Genomic DNA, 19,397 nt, shown 5'->3' on the forward strand with positions numbered 1-19,397 from the left:
GCGGTTGGATGAGCGAGCAGACAGGGACGTCGGCGCGCATTGCCGGGCAGCGGGAGCCCGCCGGTGACGGTGGCACGCCGCCGGTCATCGACGCCGCGTTCGCGCGCTGGCTGGCGGACCGGGCCGGCCAGGTGCTGCTCCAGGTCCGCGAGGAGATCGGGTACGCGGACGGCAAGCTGCTCAAGGCCGCCGGTGACAAAGCCGCGCACGACCTGCTGCGGGCCGAGCTCGCCCGGTGGCGCCCGGCGGATGCCGTGCTGTCGGAGGAGGACGACCACTCGCGCGTGGCGTGGGCGGACGACCGGCACGACGCCGTACGCCCGGACCGCCTGGACGCCTCCCGGGTCTGGATCATCGACCCGCTGGACGGCACCCGGGAGTTCTCCGAGGAGGGCCGCACCGACTGGGCCGTGCACGTGGCGCTCTGGACCGCCGACTGCTCCAGCCCCAGCTGCCTGTCCGCCGGTGCCGTGGCGATGCCGGCCCGGCACCGTACGCTCGCCACCGACCAGCCGCCCGCGTACCCGCCGCTGCCGCTGGCCGCCGCGACCGGGGGACCGATCCGGATCGCCGCCAGCCGCACCCGCCCGCCGGCGTTCGTCACCGCCCTGGCCGAGGACATCGGCGCCGAGCTGGTCCCGATGGGATCGGCCGGGGTCAAGATCGCCGCGGTGATCAACGGGGACGCGGACGCCTACGTGCACGCCGGCGGCCAGTACGAGTGGGACAGTGCCGCTCCGGTGGCTGTGGCGTCGGCCACTGGACTGCATGCTTCCCGTATCGACGGAACTGCGCTGAAATACAACCAGGCCGATCCGAAGTTGCCGGATCTGGTGGTCTGTCGCAAGGACCTTGCGCCCCGTCTGCTCGCAGCGTTGCAGCGACACCTCCCATAAGTCCCCCCGGATGAGTTCGGCCGACATCGGAAAGGTCTGGAACCCATGAGCCAGACGAAGCCCTATCGCGTCTCGCATCTCGACGCTCTCGAGGCCGAGAGCATCTTCGTCATGCGTGAGGTCATGGCCGAGTTCGAGCGGCCCGTGCTGCTCTTCTCCGGCGGCAAGGACTCGATCGTGATGCTGCGCCTCGCGGAGAAGGCGTTCGCGCCCGCGCGCATCCCGTTCCCGGTCATGCACATCGACACCGGTCACAACTTCCCCGAGGTGCTGGAGTACCGCGACACCCGGGTCGCCGAGCTGGGTCTCAACCTGGTGATCGCCAGCGTGCAGGAGGCCATCGACTCCGGCCTGGTGCGCGAGCTGCCGGACGGCACCCGCAACCGGATCCAGACCCCGGTGCTGCTGGCCGCGGTGGAGAAATACCGCTTCGACGCGCTCTTCGGCGGCGCCCGCCGCGACGAGGAGAAGGCCCGGGCCAAGGAGCGGATGTTCAGCTTCCGCGACGAGTTCGGCCAGTGGGACCCGAAGAACCAGCGTCCCGAGCTGTGGTCGCTCTACAACGGCCGGCACCACCCCGGCGAGTCGATCCGGGTGTTCCCGCTGTCCAACTGGACCGAGCTGGACGTCTGGCACTACATCGCCAAGGAGCGCATCGCGCTGCCGAGCATCTACTACGCCCACGACCGGGAGGTCGTCGAGCGCGCGGGGATGTTCTACGCGGTCAACGAGTTCATCGTGCCCCGGGACGGCGAGACGGTCGAGACCCGCCGGGTGCGGTACCGCACCGTCGGCGACGCGTCGCAGACCGCCGCCGTGCTGTCCGAGGCCGACACGGTCGACAAGGTCATCGACGAGGTCGCGGCGACCCGGATCACCGAACGCGGTGCCACCCGGGGCGACGACAAGGTCAGCGAGGCCGCGATGGAAGACCGCAAGCGGGAAGGCTACTTCTGATGAGTCAGGCAGTTCTGGAGCCCGACGAGGCGACGGCCCGTCCGATGGACCTGCTGCGGTTCGCCACCGCGGGCAGCGTGGACGACGGCAAGTCGACGCTGATCGGCCGGCTGCTCTACGACACCAAGACCATCTTCGCCGACCAGCTCGAGGCGGTCGAGGCGGTCAGTGCCGCGCGCGGCGACGAATACACCAACCTGGCGCTGCTCACCGACGGCCTGCGCGCCGAGCGGGAGCAGGGCATCACCATCGACGTGGCGTACCGCTACTTCGCGACGCCGCGGCGCAAGTTCATCATCGCCGACACCCCCGGGCACATCCAGTACACCCGCAACATGGTCACCGGCGCCTCGACGGCCGACCTGGCGCTGATCCTGGTGGACGCGCGCAAGGGCCTGGTCGAGCAGTCCCGCCGGCACGCGTTCCTGACCAGCCTGCTTCGGGTGCCGCACCTGGTGCTCTGCGTCAACAAGATGGACCTGGTCGACTGGGACCGTGGCGTCTACGAGAAGATCGCCGACGAGTTCACCTCGTTCGCGGCCAAGCTCGACGCGCCCGACCTGACGGTCATCCCGATCTCGGCGCTGGAGGGCGACAACATCGCCTCGCGCTCGGAGAAGAGCCCCTGGTACGAAGGCCCGTCGCTGCTGCACCACCTGGAGCACGTGCACATCGCCTCGGACCGCAACCTGGTCGACGTGCGGTTCCCGGTGCAGTACGTGATCCGCCCGCAGTCCAAGGACGTCACCGACTACCGGGGCTACGCCGGCCAGGTCGCCTCGGGCGTGCTCAAGCCCGGTGACGACGTGATGGTGCTGCCGTCCGGGATGACCAGCAAGATCGCCGCGATCGACACCGCGGACGGCCCGGTCGACGAGGCCTTCCCGCCGATGTCGGTGACGGTCCGGCTGACCGACGAGATCGACATCTCCCGGGGCGACATGATCTGCCGGCCCAACAACGCCCCGGCGGTGGCCCAGGACGTCGAGGCGATGATCTGCTGGATGGACGAGACGGCGCCGCTGCGGGTCGGTGCGAAATACACGATCAAGCACACCACCCGTACGGCCCGCACGGTGGTCCGTGGCCTGCAGTACCGCCTCGACGTGAACACGTTGCACCGCGACGAGAACGCGCCGCAGCTGGGCCTGAACGAGATCGGCCGGGTCAAGCTGCGCACCACGGTGCCGCTGCTCGCGGACGAGTACCGCCGTAACCGCACCACCGGTGGCTTCATCCTGATCGACGAGTCGACCAACCGTACGGTCGGCGCCGGCATGATCATCGAGGCTCAGTAGGGGAGACCGGGCACGCCCCGGCCCGCGCCGGGAAAGGGCGGGACGGGGCGGTTTGCATCGTTGTATAGTCCGGGCGCAGCCGGGCGATGAGAGTGGGCGAGGCCGGTGCCTCCGGGTCTGAAGGACGTGGCCGCACAGGCAGGCGTGTCGATCAAGACCGTCTCCAATGTGGTCAACGGCTACGTGCACGTCGCACCGGAGACCCGCGCCCGGGTGCAGCAGGCCATCGACGCCCTGGGCTACAAGCCGAACATGGCGGCCCGGCAGTTGCGCAGCGGCCGGTCCGGGGTGATCGCACTGGCCGTGCCGGAGCTGCAGTCGCCGTACTTCGCCGAGCTGGCCGGGCGGATCGTGCACGCGGCGGAGCGCCGGTCCTGGACCGTGCTGATCGACCAGACCGACGGGCACGCCGAGCGCGAGCGCAACCTGGTCGCCGGGTTGCGCCGCCACGCGATCGACGGGCTGATCTTCAGCCCGCTGGCGCTGGCCGGTGAGGAGCTGGCGCGCGGCGGCGACGAGACCCCGATGGTGCTGCTCGGTGAGCGCGTGTCGCACGGCCCGGCCGACCATGTCGCCATCGACAACACCGCCGCGGCGGCCGACGCGACGCGGCACCTGGCGGCATCGGGGCGCCGGCGCATCGCGGCGATCGGGGCGCAGGACTTCCCATCGGCGGTGACCGCCCAGCAGCGGCTCGCCGGTTACCGCGCGGCGCTGGGACAGGCCGGGTTGCCGGCCGATCCGGCGCTGGTCGCCGAGGTGGAGAGCTTCCACCGGGCCGACGGCGCCGCGGCGATGGCCCGGCTGCTGGACGGCCCGCAGCCGCCCGACGCGGTGTTCTGCTTCAACGATCTGTTGGCTCTCGGGGCCATCCGCACGTTGCTGGAGCGGGGCTGCTCGGTGCCCGGCGACGTGGCGGTGATCGGCTTCGACGACATCGAGGACGGCCGGTTCAGCACGCCGACCCTGAGCACCATCGCCCCGGACCTCGGCCGGATCGCCGAACTCGCCGTCGATCTGCTGGCCGAGCGCCTCGGTGAGGGTGAGGCTGCCGCGGGCCCACCGCGCGAGCTCAAGGTGAGCCACCGACTGGTCGCCCGGGAAAGCACCGTAGGGCGAGACTCCCGCTAAGCACCACAAATCGCATCGTCCCAGGTAACGACCATGTGTCGACCTCTTTACAACGTTGGTTCCAACGTTGTAAACAGTGTGAGGCGGCACACAGACCTGCGGACAGGAGCGCTACGTGGACAAGGCTCGGCTGACCCTCGACCCCGCCTTCGCCATCGGTGCGGTGGACCGGCGGCTCTTCGGCTCGTTCGTGGAGCACATGGGTCGCTGCGTCTACACCGGCATCTTCGAGCCCGGCCACCCCGCGGCCGACGCCGACGGGCTGCGCACCGACGTGCTCGAGCTGGTCCGCGAGCTGGGCGTCACGCTGGTCCGCTACCCGGGCGGCAACTTCGTCTCCAACTACCGCTGGGAGGACGGGGTCGGCCCGGTCGGCGACCGGCCGCGCCGCCTCGACCTGGCCTGGCGGTCGCTGGAGAGCAACGCGTTCGGGCTCAACGAGTTCATGCGCTGGGCCGAGCTGGCCGGGGTCGAGCCGATGATGGCGGTCAACCTGGGCACCCGCGGCATCGTCGAGGCCGCCGAACTGGTCGAGTACTGCAACCTGCCCGACGGCACCGCGGCCGCCGACCTGCGCCGCAAGCACGGCGTGGCCCGCCCGCACGACATCCGGCTCTGGTGCCTGGGCAACGAGATGGACGGGCCCTGGCAGATCGGCAGCCTGACGGCCCTGGAGTACGGCCGCCTCGCCGCCCGCGCCGGACACGCCATGAAGCGCGTCGACCCCACCATCCAGCTGGTCGCCTGCGGCAGCTCCAAGGCCGACATGCCGACCTTCGCCGGGTGGGAGGCGACGGTCCTGGAGCAGACCTACGACCACGTCGACTACCTGTCCCTGCACAGCTACTACGACCCGGAGAGCCAGGACGACGCGAGCTTCCGGGCCGCCGCCGTCAACCTCGACGGTTTCATCGACGACATCGTGGCCACGGCCGACCACGTACGGGCCAAGCTGCGCCGGCAGAAGCGGATCAACCTCGCCCTCGACGAGTGGAACGTCTGGTACCAGTCCCGCTTCACCGAGCCGGAGGACCGGCCGATCGAGGACACCCCGGCGCTCATCGAGGACGACTACACCGTCACCGACGCGATGGTGGTGGGCAACCTGCTGATCAGCATGCTGCGCCACGCCGACCGGGTCACCGTCGGCGCGCAGGCGCAGCTGGTCAACATCATCGCGCCGATCCGGACCACGCCCGGCGGACCCGCCTGGCGGCAGACCATCTACCACCCGTTCGCCCACACCGCCCGCCTCGCCCACGGCACCGTGCTGCGGGCGGGCGTGCAGTCGCCGACCATGTCCACCGGCCGCTACGGCGAGGTGCCGGCGGTGGACGCGGTCGCCACCCTCGACGAGCGCACCGGCCGGCTCGCCGTCTTCGCCGTCAACCGCGGCACCGAAGCTGTCCCGCTGGACATCGACCTGCGGGCTTTCCCCGGACTGCGCCCGGGACAGTGGATCCGGCTCGCCGAGGACGACCCGTCCATCGGCAACACCGCCGCTGCTCCTGATCGCGTCCGTCCCCGTACCGAAGAAATGCCTGCCCTCGACGGTGGCCGCGCCACCGTCCTGCTTCCCCCTGTCTCCTGGCACGCCCTGAGCTTCACCCCCGAGGAGAAACCGTGAAACCACATCTCACCCGCCGCGGCCTGCTCGGGCTCGGCGTAGGCGCCGGTGGCGCCGTCCTGCTCGGCGCCTGCGGTGACGACGGCCCCAATCCCGTCGTCGGCGGTGGCGGCGAGAACGCCCAGCCCGCGGCCACCAACTACACCGGTCCCAACGTCGCCCTGACCTTCTGGAACGGCTTCACCGGCGGTGACGGCCCGGTGATGAAGTCGCTGGTGGACAAGTTCAACACCGCGAACCCCAACATCAAGGTCACGATGAACGTGTACGAGTGGGCCGACTACTACCAGAAGGTCCCCGCCGCCGTGTCCACCGGCAACGGCCCGGACCTGGGCATCATGCACGTCGACCAGGTCGCCACCAACGCCGCCCGCGGCGTGGTCCTGCCGCTGGACGACCTGGCCAAGTCCCTGCAGCTGACCGAGAGCGACTTCTCGCCGCCGGTGTGGCAGGCCGGGGTCTACAACGGCAAGCGGTACTCGATCCCGCTGGACGTGCACCCGCTGGGCATGTTCTGGAACAAGAAGGTGCTCCAGAGCGCCGGGCTGGACCCGGAGAAGGCGCCGACCACCAACGAGGAGTACATGGCGGCCCTGGACAAGCTCAAGTCCAAGGGCATCCAGGGACACTGGGCGACGCCGTTCCCGTTCACCGGCACGCTCCAGTTCGAGGCGCTGACCTGGCAGTTCGGCGGCCAGCTGTTCGACGAGAAGGCGACCAAGCCGCTGTTCGCCGAGCAGCCCGGCGTGCAGGCCCTGACCTGGCTCACCGACCTGGTCAAGAACGGCTACAGCCCGAAGAACGTGGCCCAGGACGCCGACCTGATCGCCCTGCAGAACGGCAAGGCCGCGTTCAACTGGAACGGCATCTGGACGATCAACACGCTGCGCGGGGTCAAGGGCATGGAGTGGGGCGTCTCGGCGCTGCCGCAGATCGGCTCCCAGCCCGCCGCGTGGGCCGGCTCGCACCAGTTCGTGCAGTTCAAGCAGCGCACCCAGGATGCCAACAAGCTGCAGGCCGGCAAGGTCTTCATCAACTTCATCAGCCAGCAGTCGCTGGAGTGGGCCAAGGGCGGCCAGGTGCCGGCCCGCAAGGAGATCCGCGACAGCACCGAGTTCGCGGCGCTCAAGGAGCAGGCGGCGATCGGCACGCAGATCGACAACCTGCACTTCCCGCCGTCCGTGCCGGGCATCCCGGACGCTCTGGCCACCGTGGACACCGCGGTCAACGAGGCGATCCTGCTGCGCAAGGAGCCCGGCAAGGCGCTGGCCGACGCGGCCGCCAAGGCCAACCAGATTCTCGAGCAGAACCGCAAGAAGTACGGCGGCTGACCACCATGGTGGACGTGCTGGAGACGGCCACCACCTCGGCCTCGGCGCCCGCGACCCGGGCGCCGAGGCGGGGGGCGGGCGTCACCCCATACCTGTACCTGCTGCCCTACGCGCTGCTGTTCACGACCTTCACGCTCGTGCCGGCCGGCTACGGGCTCTGGATCAGCCTGCACGATTGGGACTACCTGCTGCCCGGCAAGCCCTTCGTGGGGCTGGACAACTACCAGGCGCTGTTCGACAGCGCGTCGCCGGTGTTCGACTTCTTCTGGCAGAGCATGCAGGCCACCGCGATCTTCACGGTGTTCAGCGTGCCGCTGCTGGTCACCGTGCCCCTGGCGATCGCGCTGCTGCTGAACCGCTCGTTCAAGGGCCGCACCTTCTTCCGGGCGGTGTACTTCGCGCCGTACGTGCTGGGTGTGGCGGTCATCGGCGTGCTGTGGCGCTTCCTGCTCGACCCCAACCTGGGCGCGATCAACGCCATGCTGGGCGCGATCGGCCTGCCCGACGACACCGCCTGGACCACAGGTCTGCCGTGGGCGTGGATCTCGCTGGTCGGCGTGACCGTCTGGTGGACGCTGGGGTTCAACGCGGTCATCTACCTGGCCGGGCTGCAGGACATCCCCCGGGAGCTCTACGACGCGGCCAAGGTGGACGGGGCCGGCCGCTGGGCCGAGTTCCGCCACGTGACCCTGCCCGGGCTCCGGCCGGTGCTGCTGTTCATCGTGATCAACACGATCCTGGCCTCCAGCAACATGTTCGGCCAGGCGTACCTGATCACGCAGGGCGCGCCGGGTGTCGAGACCCGCACGGCGATCATGTACATCGCCGAGGAGGGCCTGCGCAACTACCGGATGGGCAGCGCGGCCGCGATGAGCTACCTGCTCACGCTGGGCCTGCTGCTGGTCAGCATGATCACTTTCCGCCTGTTCCGGGAGAAGGACTAGCCATGGGCAGATTCCGCGGTATCGCCTGGTACTCCCTGCTGGGCCTGCTCAGCCTGGTCTTCATCGCCCCGATCGTGTGGATGCTGACCACCTCGTTCAAGAGCGCCGACGAGGCCACCCGGGTGCCGCCGACGATCCTGCCGGCCGACCCGACGACCAGCGCGTACGACACGTTGTTCGCCGGTGACTCGCAGACGCCGGTGCTGCGCTGGTTCCTCAACAGCCTGATCGCCGCGAGCGGGCAGGCGCTGCTGGTGCTCATCGTCGCCTCGATGGCCGCGTACGCGCTGGCCCGGATGGAGTTCCGCGGCAAGAAGCTCGTCTTCGCGCTGATCATCGGAACGCTGTTCGTGCCGATCTTCACGTTGATCATCCCGAACTTCCTGATCATCGACCGGCTCGGCTGGCTGGACACCCTCATGGCGCTGATCGTGCCCGGCGCCGCCAGCGCCTTCGGCGTCTTCTTCCTGCGGCAGTTCTTCCTGGGGCTGCCCCGGGAGCTGGAGGAGGCCGCGCTGCTGGAGGGGGCCAACTCCTGGCAGATCTTCACCAAGGTGATCCTGCCGCTGTCCAAGCCGGCCCTGGCCACCCTGGCCGTGATCAGCTTCCTGACCAACTGGAACGACTTCATCTGGCCGGTCTACACGCTGTTCAGCCCGGACAACTTCACGCTGCCGCCCGGCCTGGGCACGCTGCAAGGCGCCTACAACATCAACTATCCGGTGATCATGGCCGGCGCCGCGCTGGCCAGCATCCCGGCGCTGATCCTGTTCATGGTCAGCCAGCGCTACATCATCGAGGGTGTCTCCCGGTCCGGCCTGAAGGGCTGATCTCATGCGACGGTGCACGGCCGCGCTCGCCGCGGCGATTCTGCTGCTCACCCCCGCTGCGGCGCAGGCCGCGCCGCAGCGGCAGACCTACACCAACCCGGTCTCCGCGTCCTTCGCGGACACGTTCGCCGACCCGATGGTCGTGCGGGGCGACGACGGTTTCTGGTACGCGTACGGCACCACCGACCCGCTGCGCGAGGGCGAGAAGGTCGCGCACCGCATCCCCACCGCCCGCTCGACCGACCTGGTGTCGTGGACATACGTGGGTGACGCGTTCGCCGAGGGCCAGCGCCCGGCCTTCGCCGCCGACAACGCCGCCTTCTGGGCCCCCGACGTGCGTCGCATCGGCGACAGTGCCGCCAAGGCGGCTTCGCCGCACTGCAAATCGCAACCCCAGTGTTGGGTCATGTACGTGACCGTCACCGAAACCACGGGCGGCCCCGGCCGGTCGGCGATCGGGGCGGCCACCGCGCCGACCCCGGCCGGCCCCTGGACCTTCGTGGATGAGCCGGTGGTCGCACCCCGGCCCAGCGGTGACGGCGGCTGGCTGTGGACCTTCGACCCGGCCCAGCTCACCACCCCGGACGGCCGCAGCTACCTCTACTACGGCAGCTACTTCGGCGGCATCTGGGTCAGCGAGCTGTCCGCGGACGGCCTGCGCATCACCGGCACGGCGACCCGGGTGGCGATCGACAACAAGTTCGAGGGCGCGTACGTCGTCCGCCGCGACGGCTGGTACTACCTGTTCGCCTCCTCGGCCAACTGCTGCGCGGGCCCGACCACGGGCTACTCCGTCTCGGTGGGACGCTCCCGTGACCCGCGTGGTCCGTTCACCGACCGCGACGGCCTGCGGCTGGACGTGTCCCGGGCCGGTGGCACCCCGGTCGTCGCCCCCAACGGCAACAAGTGGGTCGGCACCGGCCACAACGGGCTGATCACCGACCTGGCCGGCCAGGACTGGCTCGCGTACCACGCCATCGACCGGGCCGACCCGTACCTGGACGAGCCGTTCGGGATCAATGAGCGTCCGATGCTGCTGGACCGCCTCGACTGGATCGGCGGCTGGCCGACCGTGCGGGCCGGCGCCTGGGCGTCCGAGCGTCCCGTCGCCGCGCCGGTCACCCGCACGCCGTTGCAGGACGACTTCAACACGCTCTCGGCCCGGCAGTGGCGGACCGCCGACGGCAGCTGGGCGGTGGCCGACGGCCGGCTGCGCGGCCGCGGCACGCTCGTCGCCCGGTCGCCTCAGCGGGGCGACCTGCGCGTGGAAGCCGACGTCCGCGGCCCGGCCGGGCTGATGATCGACACCACGACGGTGGGGATCGACGGGGGCGCCCTGGTCGCCGGTTCGCGCCGGACCGCGCTGCCCGCCGGCTTCGACGCGACGGCCGGGCACCACCTGGCCGTGGACGTCCGCGACGGCCGGCTCACCGCCACGCTCGACGACACGACCGTCGTGAGCGCCCGGATCGCCGAGCGCAGCAAGCACGTCATCGCGGTCACCGCGCGGGCCGGCGCCGAGGTGGACAACGTCAGCGTGGGTCCGCTGGCCGAACCGGTCCGCCGGGCGGCTGCCGTGCCCGAACCCGGGCGGCTGCTGAGTGCCTACTCCGACGAGTTCACCGGCTCGGCGCTGAGCCCGGCCTGGACGTTCGTGCGGCCCGACCCGGCGGCGACCGTCAGCGGCGGTGCGCTGCGCTGGCCGGTGCAGAACGCCGACCTGACCGGCACCTCGAACAACGCGGGCGTGCTGCTGCGCGACGCACCGGACGGCAGCTGGATCGCCGAGACGAAGCTGACGCTCGACCTGGGCGAGGACTCGGTGCGCAACTACCAGCAGGCCGGGCTCATCGCGTACGCCGGGGACGACGAGTTCGCGCGGCTGTCCGCCGTGGCCATCTGGAACACCCGCCAGGTCGAGTTCGGCCACGAGATCCCGTACGCGGGCACCACCTCGTACGGCGGCACCATCGCCGGCACCCCCGGCCTGACCACCACCTGGCTACGGCTGGCCCACCACGTCGACCGGGTCAACGGGGAGCACGAGTACCGGGCCGGGGTGAGCCGGGACGGCCGGACCTGGACCTGGGGCGGTGTGTGGACCCTGCCCGCGGACTCACAGCCGCGGATCGGGCTGATCGCCCACGGCGGCGCCCAGCCGGCCGTCACCGCGTCCTTCGACTACCTGCGGTTCCGCCGGTGGTGAGACGCCTGATCAGCATCCTGTCCATCGGAATGCTCGCCGCCGGATGCGGCGGCGGTACGAAGGAGCCGACCGTGGCCCAGCCGACCTTCACCAACCCGGTGTTCCTGGAGAACTTCCCCGATCCGGGGGTCATCCTCGACAACGGCACCTGGTACGCCTACGGCACCAACAACACCAGCCAGAACGTGCCGGTCATGACCTCGCCCGACCTGGTCACCTGGACCCCGGTCGGGGACGCGCTGCCCGAGGTGGGCACGTGGGCCGAGCGGGGCAACACGTGGGCGCCCGAGGTCATCGCCGCGGACGGCGGTTACCTGCTCTACTACACGGCCCGGTCGACGGCGGCGAACCTGCAGTGCATCGGCGTCGCCCGGGCCGGGTCCCCGCAAGGCCCGTTCGTCGACGACGCCGCGAAGCCGCTGATCTGCCAGGCCGACGAGGGCGGCTCGATCGACGCCAGCCCGTACGCCGACGCCGACGGCAATCTCTGGCTGCACTGGAAGAACGACGGCAACCACATCGGGGAGCCGACCCACCTCTACGGCAGCCGGCTCAGCCCGGACGGCCGGTCGCTGGTGGGGGAGCCGGTCCGGCTGCTGACCAACGACGCCGGCTGGGAGGACCACGTCATCGAGGCGCCGCAGCTGGTCCGCCACGACGACAAGCTGTTCCTGTTCTACTCGGCGAACGCCTTCGACAAGGACGTCTACGCCGTGGGCTACGCCGAGTGCGACAGCCCGCTGGGGCCGTGCCGCAAGGCGGCCGAGAACCCGATCCTGCGCTCGACCCCGGCCGCGGCCGGTCCCGGGCACAGCTTCCTGGTCACCACGCCGGCCGGGGAGACCTGGCTGCTCTACCACGCGTGGCCACCGGAGGCGATCGGCAGCGTCGCCCCGGGCCGCCAGCTGTGGCTGGACCGGGTCGACTGGGTGGACGGCCGTCCGGTCGTGCGCGGCCCGAACGCCGAGCCGCAGCCGCTACCCCGCTGACCGGTCATCGGGCGGCCCTCCTCGGGTCCGCCCGGTGCCCTGCCGGTCAGTGCTTCGCGTCGTCGCCCTGCGTCATGTTGTCGATGCCGTCGGAGATGGCTCCGGTGAGGTCGTCGGACGGCACCGCGACCCGCTCGGCGTCGACCCGGTCGGCCGGGTCCTGCTCGGGCTCGGGCTGCGGCGCGGTGGCGCCACCGGCGAAGCCGAACTCGTTCGGCTGATTCGATTCGGATTGCGCAGTCATGACCGGAGCAATACCCGCCGCGCGACCGCTGACACCCCACCCGTCAGGGCAGGCGGGCCGCCCCCGGGCCGGGGACAGCCGACCAGGTGGTCGGGGCGGTGAAATCATGCTCCGCGTACGCGCGCTCGACCGCCGCCGTGGTCTCGTCCGCCCGGTCCGCGTCGATCAGGGCCAGCACACAACCGCCGAAGCCGCCGCCGGTCATCCGGGCCCCGTACGCGCCCGCCGCCAGCGCCGCCTCGACCGCGACGTCGACCTGCGCCACCGTGATCTCGAAGTCGTCGCGCATCGAGGCGTGCGACGCCGTCATCAGCGGGCCGATCTGCCGGATCCGGCCGGACCGCAGCAGCTCCACCGTGTCGAGGACCCGCTGGTTCTCGGTCACGATGTGCCGCACCCGGCGGCGGGTCACGTCGTCGTCGAGCCGGGCCAGCGCGGCGTCGAGGCCGTCGAGGGTCACGTCCCGCAGGGCCGGGACGCCGAGAATGCGGGCGGCCTCCTCGCACGACTTGCGGCGGGCGCCGTACTCGCCGTCGACGTGCTGGTGCGGCGCGTTGCTGTTGATGATCAGGATGGCCAGGCCGTCGGCCGCCAGGTCGAACGGGATCTGCTCGACCGCCAGCGACCGGCAGTCCAGGAACAGCGCCCGGCCCTCGGTGCAGCGGATCGAGGCCGACTGGTCCATGATCCCGGTCGGCGCGCCGACGTAGACGTTCTCCGCGCGCTGGGCCAGCGCCGGCCGGTCGGCCACCGGCAGCTCCAGCCCGCCCAGCTCGACCAGGGCAGTCAGCGTGGCCGACTCCAGGGCCGCGGACGACGAGACTCCGGCGCCCACGGGCACGTCCGAGGCGAACGCGATCCGGGCCGGCGGCACGTCGAAGCCGGCCTCCCGCAGGGCCCACACGATGCCGGCCACGTAACCGGCCCAGCCTTCGACGCCGCCGGGCTGGGTGGCGCCGAACGAGACCGAGCCCTCCGTGAAGGTCGAGCACACCGTCCAGTCCGGGCCCTCGGCCGGGGACGCCGCCGCGACCACGTGCTGCGGCAGGGCGAACGGGAGCACGAAGCCGTCGTTGTAGTCGGTGTGCTCGCCGATGAGGTTGACCCGGCCGGGCGCCGCCCACAGTCCGGTCGGCTCAGCGCCGTAGGCGTCGCGGAAGGCCTGCGCCGCGGAGGATGCAACAGTCATGTCCATGATCAGATCACGCGACGTGGCTGCGGTAGAACGCCCAGGCGTCGCCGATCATGTCGGTCAGCGTGTCCTTCTCCGGCACCCAGCCGAGCTCGTCGCGGGCCCGCTGCGACGAGGCGACCAGGCTGGCCGGGTCACCGTCGCGGCGCGGCGCCACCTCGACCGGCAGCTCGGCCCCGGTGACCTCGCGGGCCACCTCGGCGACCTGGCGGTTGGAGAAGCCGTTGCCGTTGCCCAGGTTGTAGATCTTGTGCTCGCCCGGGGTGGCCGCGTCGAGCGCCAGCAGGTGGGCTCGGGCCAGATCCTCGACGTGGATGTAGTCGCGCACGCAGGTGCCGTCGACGGTCGGGTAGTCGTCGCCGAAGAGCTGGAGCTTTTCCCGCTTGCCCGCGGCCACCTGCAGGGCGATCGGGATGAGGTGGGTCTCCGGGTCGTGCCGCTCGCCGATGGCGGTGCCGTCGGGGCGGATCAGCGCGCCGGCCACGTTGAAGTAGCGCAGCGAGACCGCGGCCAGCCGGTGCGCGAACGTCTCGGAGGTCAACGCGAAGTCGAAGGCCAGCTTGGTGGCGCCGTACGTGCTGGTCGGGGCCTTGACCGCGGCCTCGGTGATGGGCAGCTCGGTGGGGTTGCCGTAGACCGCGGCGGTGGAGGAGAAGACGATGCGCGGCACCCCGGCGCTGCGGACGGCGTCCAGCAGGGCCAGCGAGCGGACCAGGTTGTGGTCCCAGTACAGCTCCGGCTTGACCATCGATTCGCCGGCGGCGATCAGGCCCGCGAAGTGCACCACCGCGTCGAAGCCGGCCTGCGGGGTCAGCACGCTCGCGGCCTCGGCGATGTCGGCCTGCACGAAGGTGGCGTCGGGCGCGACCGCTTCCCGGAAGCCGGTGCTGAGGTTGTCCAGGACGGTGACCTCGTGACCGGCGTCGAGCAGCAGGCGGCTGGTGACGCTGCCGATATATCCGGCCCCTCCCGTGACGAGCAGTTTCACGTCGTGACCTTTCGTAGCGGATGCTGGACGGACGCGCTGTCTTCAGAATAGCTTTCCACTAAGAACGCTCATAAGTCAACACGTTCAAACATCAGACAATCCGGTGCCGGGCGTTTGACGGAAAGCCCCGCGAAGCTGACACAATGGCGCTCATGTCCGACGCCGACCACCGTCCCCGGGTGCTCTCCGGCATCCAGCCGACCGCCGATTCCTTCCACCTCGGCAACTACCTCGGCGCGGTCCGTAACTGGGTGGCCATGCAGGAGACCGCCGACGCCTTCTATTGCGTCGTGGACCTGCACGCGATCACCATGGGGCACGACCCGGTGGCCCTGCGCAACCGCACCCGTCTGTCGGTCGCGCAGCTGCTCGCCCTGGGGCTGGACCCGGAGCGCTGCACCCTCTTCGTGCAGTCGCACGTCCCCGAGCACGCGCAGCTCGCCTGGGTGCTGAGCTGCATCACCGGCTTCGGCGAGGCCGGCCGGATGGTCCAGTTCAAGGACAAGTCGGCCAAGCAGGGCTCGGACACCACCAGCGTCGGGCTGTTCACCTACCCGATCCTGCAGGCCGCCGACATCCTGCTCTACCAGGCCGACGCCGTGCCCGTGGGCGAGGACCAGCGCCAGCACCTCGAGCTCACCCGTGACCTGGCCCAGCGGTTCAACACCCGGTTCGGCCCGACCTTCACCGTGCCGGCGGCGTACATCGTGCGCGACACCGCCAAGATCACCGACCTGCAGGAGCCGACCGCGAAGATGTCGAAGTCGGCGTCGTCGCCCAACGGCATCCTCGAGCTGCTGGACGACCCGGCCCGGTCGGCCAAGAAGATCAAGTCGGCGGTCACCGACACCGGCCGGGAGATCCTCTACGACGAGGAGAACAAGCCCGGCATCAGCAACCTGCTGACCATGTACGCGGCGCTGACCCAGCGGACCATAGACGAACTGCTCGAGGAGTACGACGGCCGCGGCTACGGCGACCTCAAGAAGGACCTCGCCGAGGTCTTCGTCGAGTTCGTCAAGCCGGTCCAGGAGCGCACCCGCACCTACCTGGAGGACCCGGGCTACCTCGACAAGGTCCTCGCGGTCGGCGCCGACAAGGCCCGGGCGGTATCCGCGGTCACGCTGGCCAACGCCTACCAGCACCTCGGGTTCCTCAGCCCGGCGCGCGAGGTCTGACCCGCGTGGCCGAGGGCACGACGCGCATCGGCGTCGCGATCGACATCCCCGAGCCGTGGGGCTCGGAGCTGACCCGCCGCCGGGGCGCGGCGGGCGATCCGCAGGCGGCGTACACACCGGCCCACGTCACCCTGCTCGGCCCGACCGAGATCCGCACGGAGGCGTTGCCCGACGTCGAGAAGCACCTCGAGGCGGTCGCCTCGGCCCAGCAGCCGTTCACCATCCACCTGCGCGGCACCGGCACGTTCCGGCCGGTCACCGAGGTGGTCTTCGTGACCCTCGCGGTCGGCATCAGCGAGTGCGAGCTGCTGTCCGCCGCGATCACCGCGTCCGAGGCGATCAACCGGGACACCCGGTTCCCGTACCACCCGCACGTGACGGTCGCCCAGGACGTGCCGAGCGACGCGCTGGACGCGGTCTTCGAGGATCTGGCCGGCTTCTCGGCGCGCTTCGACGTCGGCGGATTCACGCTCTTCTCGCACGGTGGCGAGGGCCCCTGGCAGCGCCGGCGCGACTACCCGCTCGGCGGCCTGCGTTAGCCAGCCCGGCCCGCCGGAAGAGCCCGGGCCTGCGCGGACAGACCCCGCCGCATTCGGTACGGTCGGCGGCGTGAACGCCATCGACCGGGCGTACGCCGCGGTCGAGATCCGGATCATGGCCCTGCGGCACCGCTCGCGGTACTTCGACCACCTGTGCCGCGCGTTGCTGCGCTACGACGAGGTGCTGGGTGGCCGGCTGGCCGCGGCGATCGCCTACTACGGCTTCTTCGCGGTCTTCGCCCTGGCGCTGATCGGCTACTCGGTCTTCGGCTTCCTGATCAAGAGCAACTCCGGGCTGTTCCAGATCGTCCAGGACTTCCTCGGGGAGAATCTGCCGTTCCTGGACGTCGAGGCGATCGTGGCCAGCGGCCGGACCGTCGGCATCGTCGGCATCGTCGGCCTGGTGCTGACCGGCATCGGCTGGGTCGAGGCGATCCGCTCCTCGCAGCGGCTGATCTGGCGACTCAACGAGCAACCCGGCTACATCGGCGTCCGCCAGGCCGTCGACCTGCTCGTGATGATCGGGATAATGCTGCTGCTGGGCGTCTCCGTGTTCGCTGTCTACGGCCTGGAGTCGCTGCTGGAGTGGCTGGCCGGCGGGCACGTGTCGTTCCTGCGGGCCATGGTCAGCCTCATCCTCACGCTGGGCATCAACATGCTGCTGGCGGCCGCCCTGCTGGCCGCCGTGCCGCGGCTGCGGATGACCGCGCGCCGGATGGCCCCGCCGGTGCTGCAGGTCGGCATCGGCATCACCCTGCTCAACACGGTGGGCCGCTCGCTGCTCGGCCTGGTCGAGCGCAACCCGGCGTACGGCCTCGTCGCCAGCGCGGTGGGCGTGCTGGTGTACCTGTACGTCTTCAACCAGCTGCTGCTGTTCGGCGCGGCCTGGGCGGCGACCAGCCCGCACGGTCGCGTGGTGGACCTGTCAGCTGACGATAAAACCGCTCCGGTGGGGCAAAATACCTGGATTCGGCACCACCGCCCGGAATGATGAGCAGGTGGGGACCCTCGTGACGCTGCACCTGCCGCCGGACTCGCCGGTGGCGAACCTGCCCTGGATCATCACCATCGGCGCGCTGGACGACGAGGAGGAGTGGGAGCCGCTGGTCTGCGGGCCGTACGAGCGGCCGCACGCGCTCGCGCTGGCCCAGGCCGTGGTGGCCGACGAGGACCTGATGGCGGTCGTCGAACCGCTGCTGCCGCTGGCCGACGCCGACGCCATCCGCGCGGAGATCGAGCTGGCCCGCTCCGGTCAGGACATCGACACCACCGCGACCGACCTGGACGCCGAGGGACCGCTGCGCACGACGCCGGGCCGGCCACCGTCCGAGGCCGAGGTACGCGCCGGCTTCGCCCGCATCGCCGCCAAGCTCACCTCGGGCGGCTGACCCGGGAGCCGTCCGGCCGGGCGGGCATACTCGTGTCGTGGTGCTCTCACGACGGTGGTCGGCGTTCCTGGTCCTGGTCGGTGTCTGGACGTGGCTCATCTGGCCCCGGTTCGGCCTGGCGATCTACCGCGACGACCGGTCGTTCGCCGGCGGCAGCCCGACGTCGTTCCTCTGGGTGCACGCACTGCTGATCGCCGCGTCGCTGGTGATCGGCACGACGGTCGGCGTGCTGGGGGTCCGGGCCTGGCGCGCGGCGGCCCCCGCGCCCCGACGCGCCGAAGAAAACGCGGCCGTGAGTCCGCTGCCGCCGAAAGATTAACGGCGGGTTACTCCGGCAACCGGGCATTTCCCGCCCCAGCCTTGCTAAAGCGGCGTTCAGGGGCCCGGCCGGTCGCGGCCAGATAACGGTGCGCCAACAGTCCGGCCCGATTTCCTGACGCCGCCGTGGCCTGCGGCTACGCTCCCGACCTGAGACGCACCGCGAAGTGCCGGTGCGCTGTGGAAGGAGGGCGTCTTGCGCCCAGTACGTGGGAAGCGAATCGTTGCGATTCTCGCGGCGGGTGGGCTCTCGCTCGCCGCCGCTGCCTGTGGCGACGCCCCGGACGAGACCCCGAGCGGGGGCGCCAGCAGCGCCGCCGCCGCATATAAGGCGTGCATGGTCACCGACACCGGTGGCATCGACGACCGCTCGTTCAACGCCTCGGCGTGGGCCGGCATGCAGGCCGCGAAGGAGGCCCAGAGCAACGTCGACCCGAAGTACGTGGCGTCGACCGCTCCGGAGGACTACGAACCCAACCTGCGTCAGTTCGTCACGCAGAAGTGCAACTTCATCCTCGCGGTCGGCGGCCTGATGGGCGACGCCACCAAGAAGGTCGCGGCCGAGAACGCCACCCAGCAGTTCGGCATCGTGGACAGCAGCATCGCGGGGGCGAACAACGTCTTCCCGATGCAGTTCGCCACCGAGCAGGCGGCCTTCCTGGCCGGTTACCTCGCCGCGGGCTACTCCAAGTCCGGCAAGGTGGCCACCTACGGCGGCCTGAAGATCCCGCCGGTCACCGTCTTCATGGACGGCTTCGCCGACGGCGTCGCGCAGTACAACAAGGCCAAGGGCAAGAACGTCGCCGTGCTCGGCTGGGACAAGGCCAAGCAGAACGGCACCTTCGCCGAGAACTTCGGCGACCAGAACAAGGGCAAGTCGATCACCAACACGTTCGTCGCCCAGGGCGCCGACGTGGTCATGCCGGTGGCCGGCGGCACCGGCCTGGGCACGGCGGACGTCGCCAAGGCGTCCGGCGGCAAGGTGTCGGTCATCTGGGTCGACCAGGACGGCTGCAAGAGCGCCGAGCAGTACTGCGACGTCTTCCTGACCACGGTGGTCAAGAACATCACCGACGCGGTCGAGACGGCTGTCTCCGAGGGCGCCTCCGGCAAGCCGCTCACGGCCACCCCGGGCTACCTGGGCACGCTGGAGAACAACGGTGTCTCCATCGCGCCGTACAACCAGTTCGACAGCAAGGTCGACGCCGGACTCAAGTCCGAGGTCGACAAGCTCAAGGCGGACATCATCGCGGGTACGGTCAAGGTCGAGTCGGTCAACGCCCCCAAGTGATCCGTTTCCCGGGACACCGGGTCACGAGCTAGCAATCCGGCCGCCGCGCG

General features: G+C 70.6%; 19 protein-coding genes. 16 read left to right on the forward strand and 3 right to left on the reverse strand.

From position 1 onward, the window contains the following. Nucleotides 1-8: 8 nt before the first annotated feature. The 10 genes from ACWEOZ_RS06955 to ACWEOZ_RS07000 all read left to right on the forward strand — a co-directional run bounded on the left by ACWEOZ_RS06955 (nt 9) and on the right by ACWEOZ_RS07000 (nt 12,209). Nucleotides 9-896, forward strand: a complete 888-nt coding sequence (locus tag ACWEOZ_RS06955; RefSeq protein ID WP_451909799.1) for an inositol monophosphatase family protein — start codon at nt 9-11, stop codon at nt 894-896. A gap of 45 nt (nt 897-941) precedes the next feature. Beyond that, entirely contained in the window at nt 942-1,853 is a 912-nt protein-coding gene (gene cysD, locus ACWEOZ_RS06960; RefSeq protein WP_451909800.1) for a sulfate adenylyltransferase subunit CysD, read from the forward strand. Next, complete coding sequence (gene cysN / locus ACWEOZ_RS06965; RefSeq protein ID WP_451909801.1) at nt 1,853-3,151, forward strand: sulfate adenylyltransferase subunit CysN; 1,299 nt, start codon at nt 1,853-1,855, stop codon at nt 3,149-3,151. The genes cysD and cysN overlap by 1 nt, the downstream gene beginning before the upstream one ends. 126 nt (nt 3,152-3,277) lie before the next feature. Then, nucleotides 3,278-4,282, forward strand: coding sequence for a LacI family DNA-binding transcriptional regulator (locus ACWEOZ_RS06970; RefSeq protein WP_451909802.1), 1,005 nt, complete (start codon nt 3,278-3,280; stop codon nt 4,280-4,282). Between the two features lie 115 nt (nt 4,283-4,397). Beyond that, nucleotides 4,398-5,909 carry an arabinosylfuranosidase ArfA gene (gene arfA, locus ACWEOZ_RS06975; protein WP_451909803.1) on the forward strand — a complete coding sequence of 504 codons (1,512 nt, stop codon included), beginning with the start codon at nt 4,398-4,400 and terminating at the stop codon, nt 5,907-5,909. Next, nucleotides 5,906-7,240, forward strand: coding sequence for an ABC transporter substrate-binding protein (locus tag ACWEOZ_RS06980; RefSeq protein WP_451909804.1), 1,335 nt, complete (start codon nt 5,906-5,908; stop codon nt 7,238-7,240). Before arfA ends, ACWEOZ_RS06980 begins: the two co-directional genes overlap by 4 nt. Nucleotides 7,241-7,245: 5 nt before the next feature. Then, nucleotides 7,246-8,184, forward strand: a complete 939-nt coding sequence (locus ACWEOZ_RS06985; RefSeq protein ID WP_451909805.1) for a carbohydrate ABC transporter permease — start codon at nt 7,246-7,248, stop codon at nt 8,182-8,184. Nucleotides 8,185-8,186: 2 nt separating this feature from the next. Next, nucleotides 8,187-9,014 (forward strand): carbohydrate ABC transporter permease, encoded by an 828-nt coding sequence (locus tag ACWEOZ_RS06990; protein ID WP_451909806.1) that lies wholly within the window; start codon nt 8,187-8,189, stop codon nt 9,012-9,014. Between the two features lie 4 nt (nt 9,015-9,018). Continuing rightward, a complete protein-coding gene (locus tag ACWEOZ_RS06995) occupies nt 9,019-11,220 on the forward strand; it encodes a family 43 glycosylhydrolase (protein ID WP_451909807.1) in 2,202 nt (733 codons plus the stop codon). Further along, complete coding sequence (locus tag ACWEOZ_RS07000; RefSeq protein ID WP_451909808.1) at nt 11,214-12,209, forward strand: glycoside hydrolase family 43 protein; 996 nt, start codon at nt 11,214-11,216, stop codon at nt 12,207-12,209. The genes ACWEOZ_RS06995 and ACWEOZ_RS07000 overlap by 7 nt, the downstream gene beginning before the upstream one ends. Before the next feature lie 46 nt (nt 12,210-12,255). On the opposite strand, the gene ACWEOZ_RS07005 is transcribed toward ACWEOZ_RS07000, so the two are convergent. The 3 genes from ACWEOZ_RS07005 to galE are packed head-to-tail and all read right to left on the reverse strand — an operon-like array spanning nt 12,256 to nt 14,633. Then, complete coding sequence (locus tag ACWEOZ_RS07005) at nt 12,256-12,453, reverse strand: hypothetical protein (protein WP_451909809.1); 198 nt, start codon at nt 12,451-12,453, stop codon at nt 12,256-12,258. A gap of 43 nt (nt 12,454-12,496) precedes the next feature. Further along, nucleotides 12,497-13,642, reverse strand: a complete 1,146-nt coding sequence (gene galK / locus ACWEOZ_RS07010; RefSeq protein ID WP_451909810.1) for a galactokinase — start codon at nt 13,640-13,642, stop codon at nt 12,497-12,499. 13 nt (nt 13,643-13,655) lie between these two features. Next, nucleotides 13,656-14,633 (reverse strand): UDP-glucose 4-epimerase GalE, encoded by a 978-nt coding sequence (gene galE / locus ACWEOZ_RS07015; RefSeq protein WP_451909811.1) that lies wholly within the window; start codon nt 14,631-14,633, stop codon nt 13,656-13,658. 152 nt (nt 14,634-14,785) lie between these two features. Between galE and trpS the strand changes: the two genes are divergently transcribed. The 6 genes from trpS to ACWEOZ_RS07045 all read left to right on the forward strand — a co-directional run bounded on the left by trpS (nt 14,786) and on the right by ACWEOZ_RS07045 (nt 19,347). After that, nucleotides 14,786-15,811 carry a tryptophan--tRNA ligase gene (gene trpS / locus ACWEOZ_RS07020; protein WP_451909812.1) on the forward strand — a complete coding sequence of 342 codons (1,026 nt, stop codon included), beginning with the start codon at nt 14,786-14,788 and terminating at the stop codon, nt 15,809-15,811. Continuing rightward, nucleotides 15,808-16,350, forward strand: a complete 543-nt coding sequence (locus ACWEOZ_RS07025) for a 2'-5' RNA ligase family protein (protein ID WP_451909955.1) — start codon at nt 15,808-15,810, stop codon at nt 16,348-16,350. The genes trpS and ACWEOZ_RS07025 overlap by 4 nt, the downstream gene beginning before the upstream one ends. Before the next feature lie 70 nt (nt 16,351-16,420). Then, the gene (locus ACWEOZ_RS07030; protein ID WP_451909813.1) at nt 16,421-17,341 is read left to right on the forward strand and encodes a YihY/virulence factor BrkB family protein; all 921 of its coding nucleotides are present in this window, start codon (nt 16,421-16,423) and stop codon (nt 17,339-17,341) included. A gap of 7 nt (nt 17,342-17,348) precedes the next feature. Next, nucleotides 17,349-17,738 carry a hypothetical protein gene (locus ACWEOZ_RS07035; protein ID WP_451909814.1) on the forward strand — a complete coding sequence of 130 codons (390 nt, stop codon included), beginning with the start codon at nt 17,349-17,351 and terminating at the stop codon, nt 17,736-17,738. 37 nt (nt 17,739-17,775) lie between these two features. Further along, complete coding sequence (locus tag ACWEOZ_RS07040) at nt 17,776-18,057, forward strand: SCO4848 family membrane protein (protein ID WP_451909815.1); 282 nt, start codon at nt 17,776-17,778, stop codon at nt 18,055-18,057. Nucleotides 18,058-18,252: 195 nt separating this feature from the next. Next, nucleotides 18,253-19,347: a BMP family lipoprotein gene (locus ACWEOZ_RS07045; RefSeq protein ID WP_451909816.1), complete on the forward strand. Its 1,095-nt coding sequence runs from the start codon at nt 18,253-18,255 to the stop codon at nt 19,345-19,347. Nucleotides 19,348-19,397: the final 50 nt, after the last annotated feature.

Source organism: Actinoplanes sp. NPDC004185, assembly GCF_053603475.1.

Excerpts from the sequence above, each read along its gene's own strand:
- cysD (WP_451909800.1), top strand. The coding sequence starts at position 942 with ATGAGCCAGACGAAGCCCTATCGCGTCTCGCATCTCGACGCTCTCGAG.
- trpS (WP_451909812.1), top strand. The coding sequence starts at position 14,786 with ATGTCCGACGCCGACCACCGTCCCCGGGTGCTCTCCGGCATCCAGCCG.
- ACWEOZ_RS06990 (WP_451909806.1), top strand. The coding sequence starts at position 8,187 with ATGGGCAGATTCCGCGGTATCGCCTGGTACTCCCTGCTGGGCCTGCTC.
- galK (WP_451909810.1), bottom strand. The coding sequence starts at position 13,642 with ATGACTGTTGCATCCTCCGCGGCGCAGGCCTTCCGCGACGCCTACGGC.
- ACWEOZ_RS07005 (WP_451909809.1), bottom strand. The coding sequence starts at position 12,453 with ATGACTGCGCAATCCGAATCGAATCAGCCGAACGAGTTCGGCTTCGCC.
- ACWEOZ_RS06995 (WP_451909807.1), top strand. The coding sequence starts at position 9,019 with ATGCGACGGTGCACGGCCGCGCTCGCCGCGGCGATTCTGCTGCTCACC.
- cysN (WP_451909801.1), top strand. The coding sequence starts at position 1,853 with ATGAGTCAGGCAGTTCTGGAGCCCGACGAGGCGACGGCCCGTCCGATG.
- ACWEOZ_RS06955 (WP_451909799.1), top strand. The coding sequence starts at position 9 with ATGAGCGAGCAGACAGGGACGTCGGCGCGCATTGCCGGGCAGCGGGAG.
- ACWEOZ_RS06985 (WP_451909805.1), top strand. The coding sequence starts at position 7,246 with ATGGTGGACGTGCTGGAGACGGCCACCACCTCGGCCTCGGCGCCCGCG.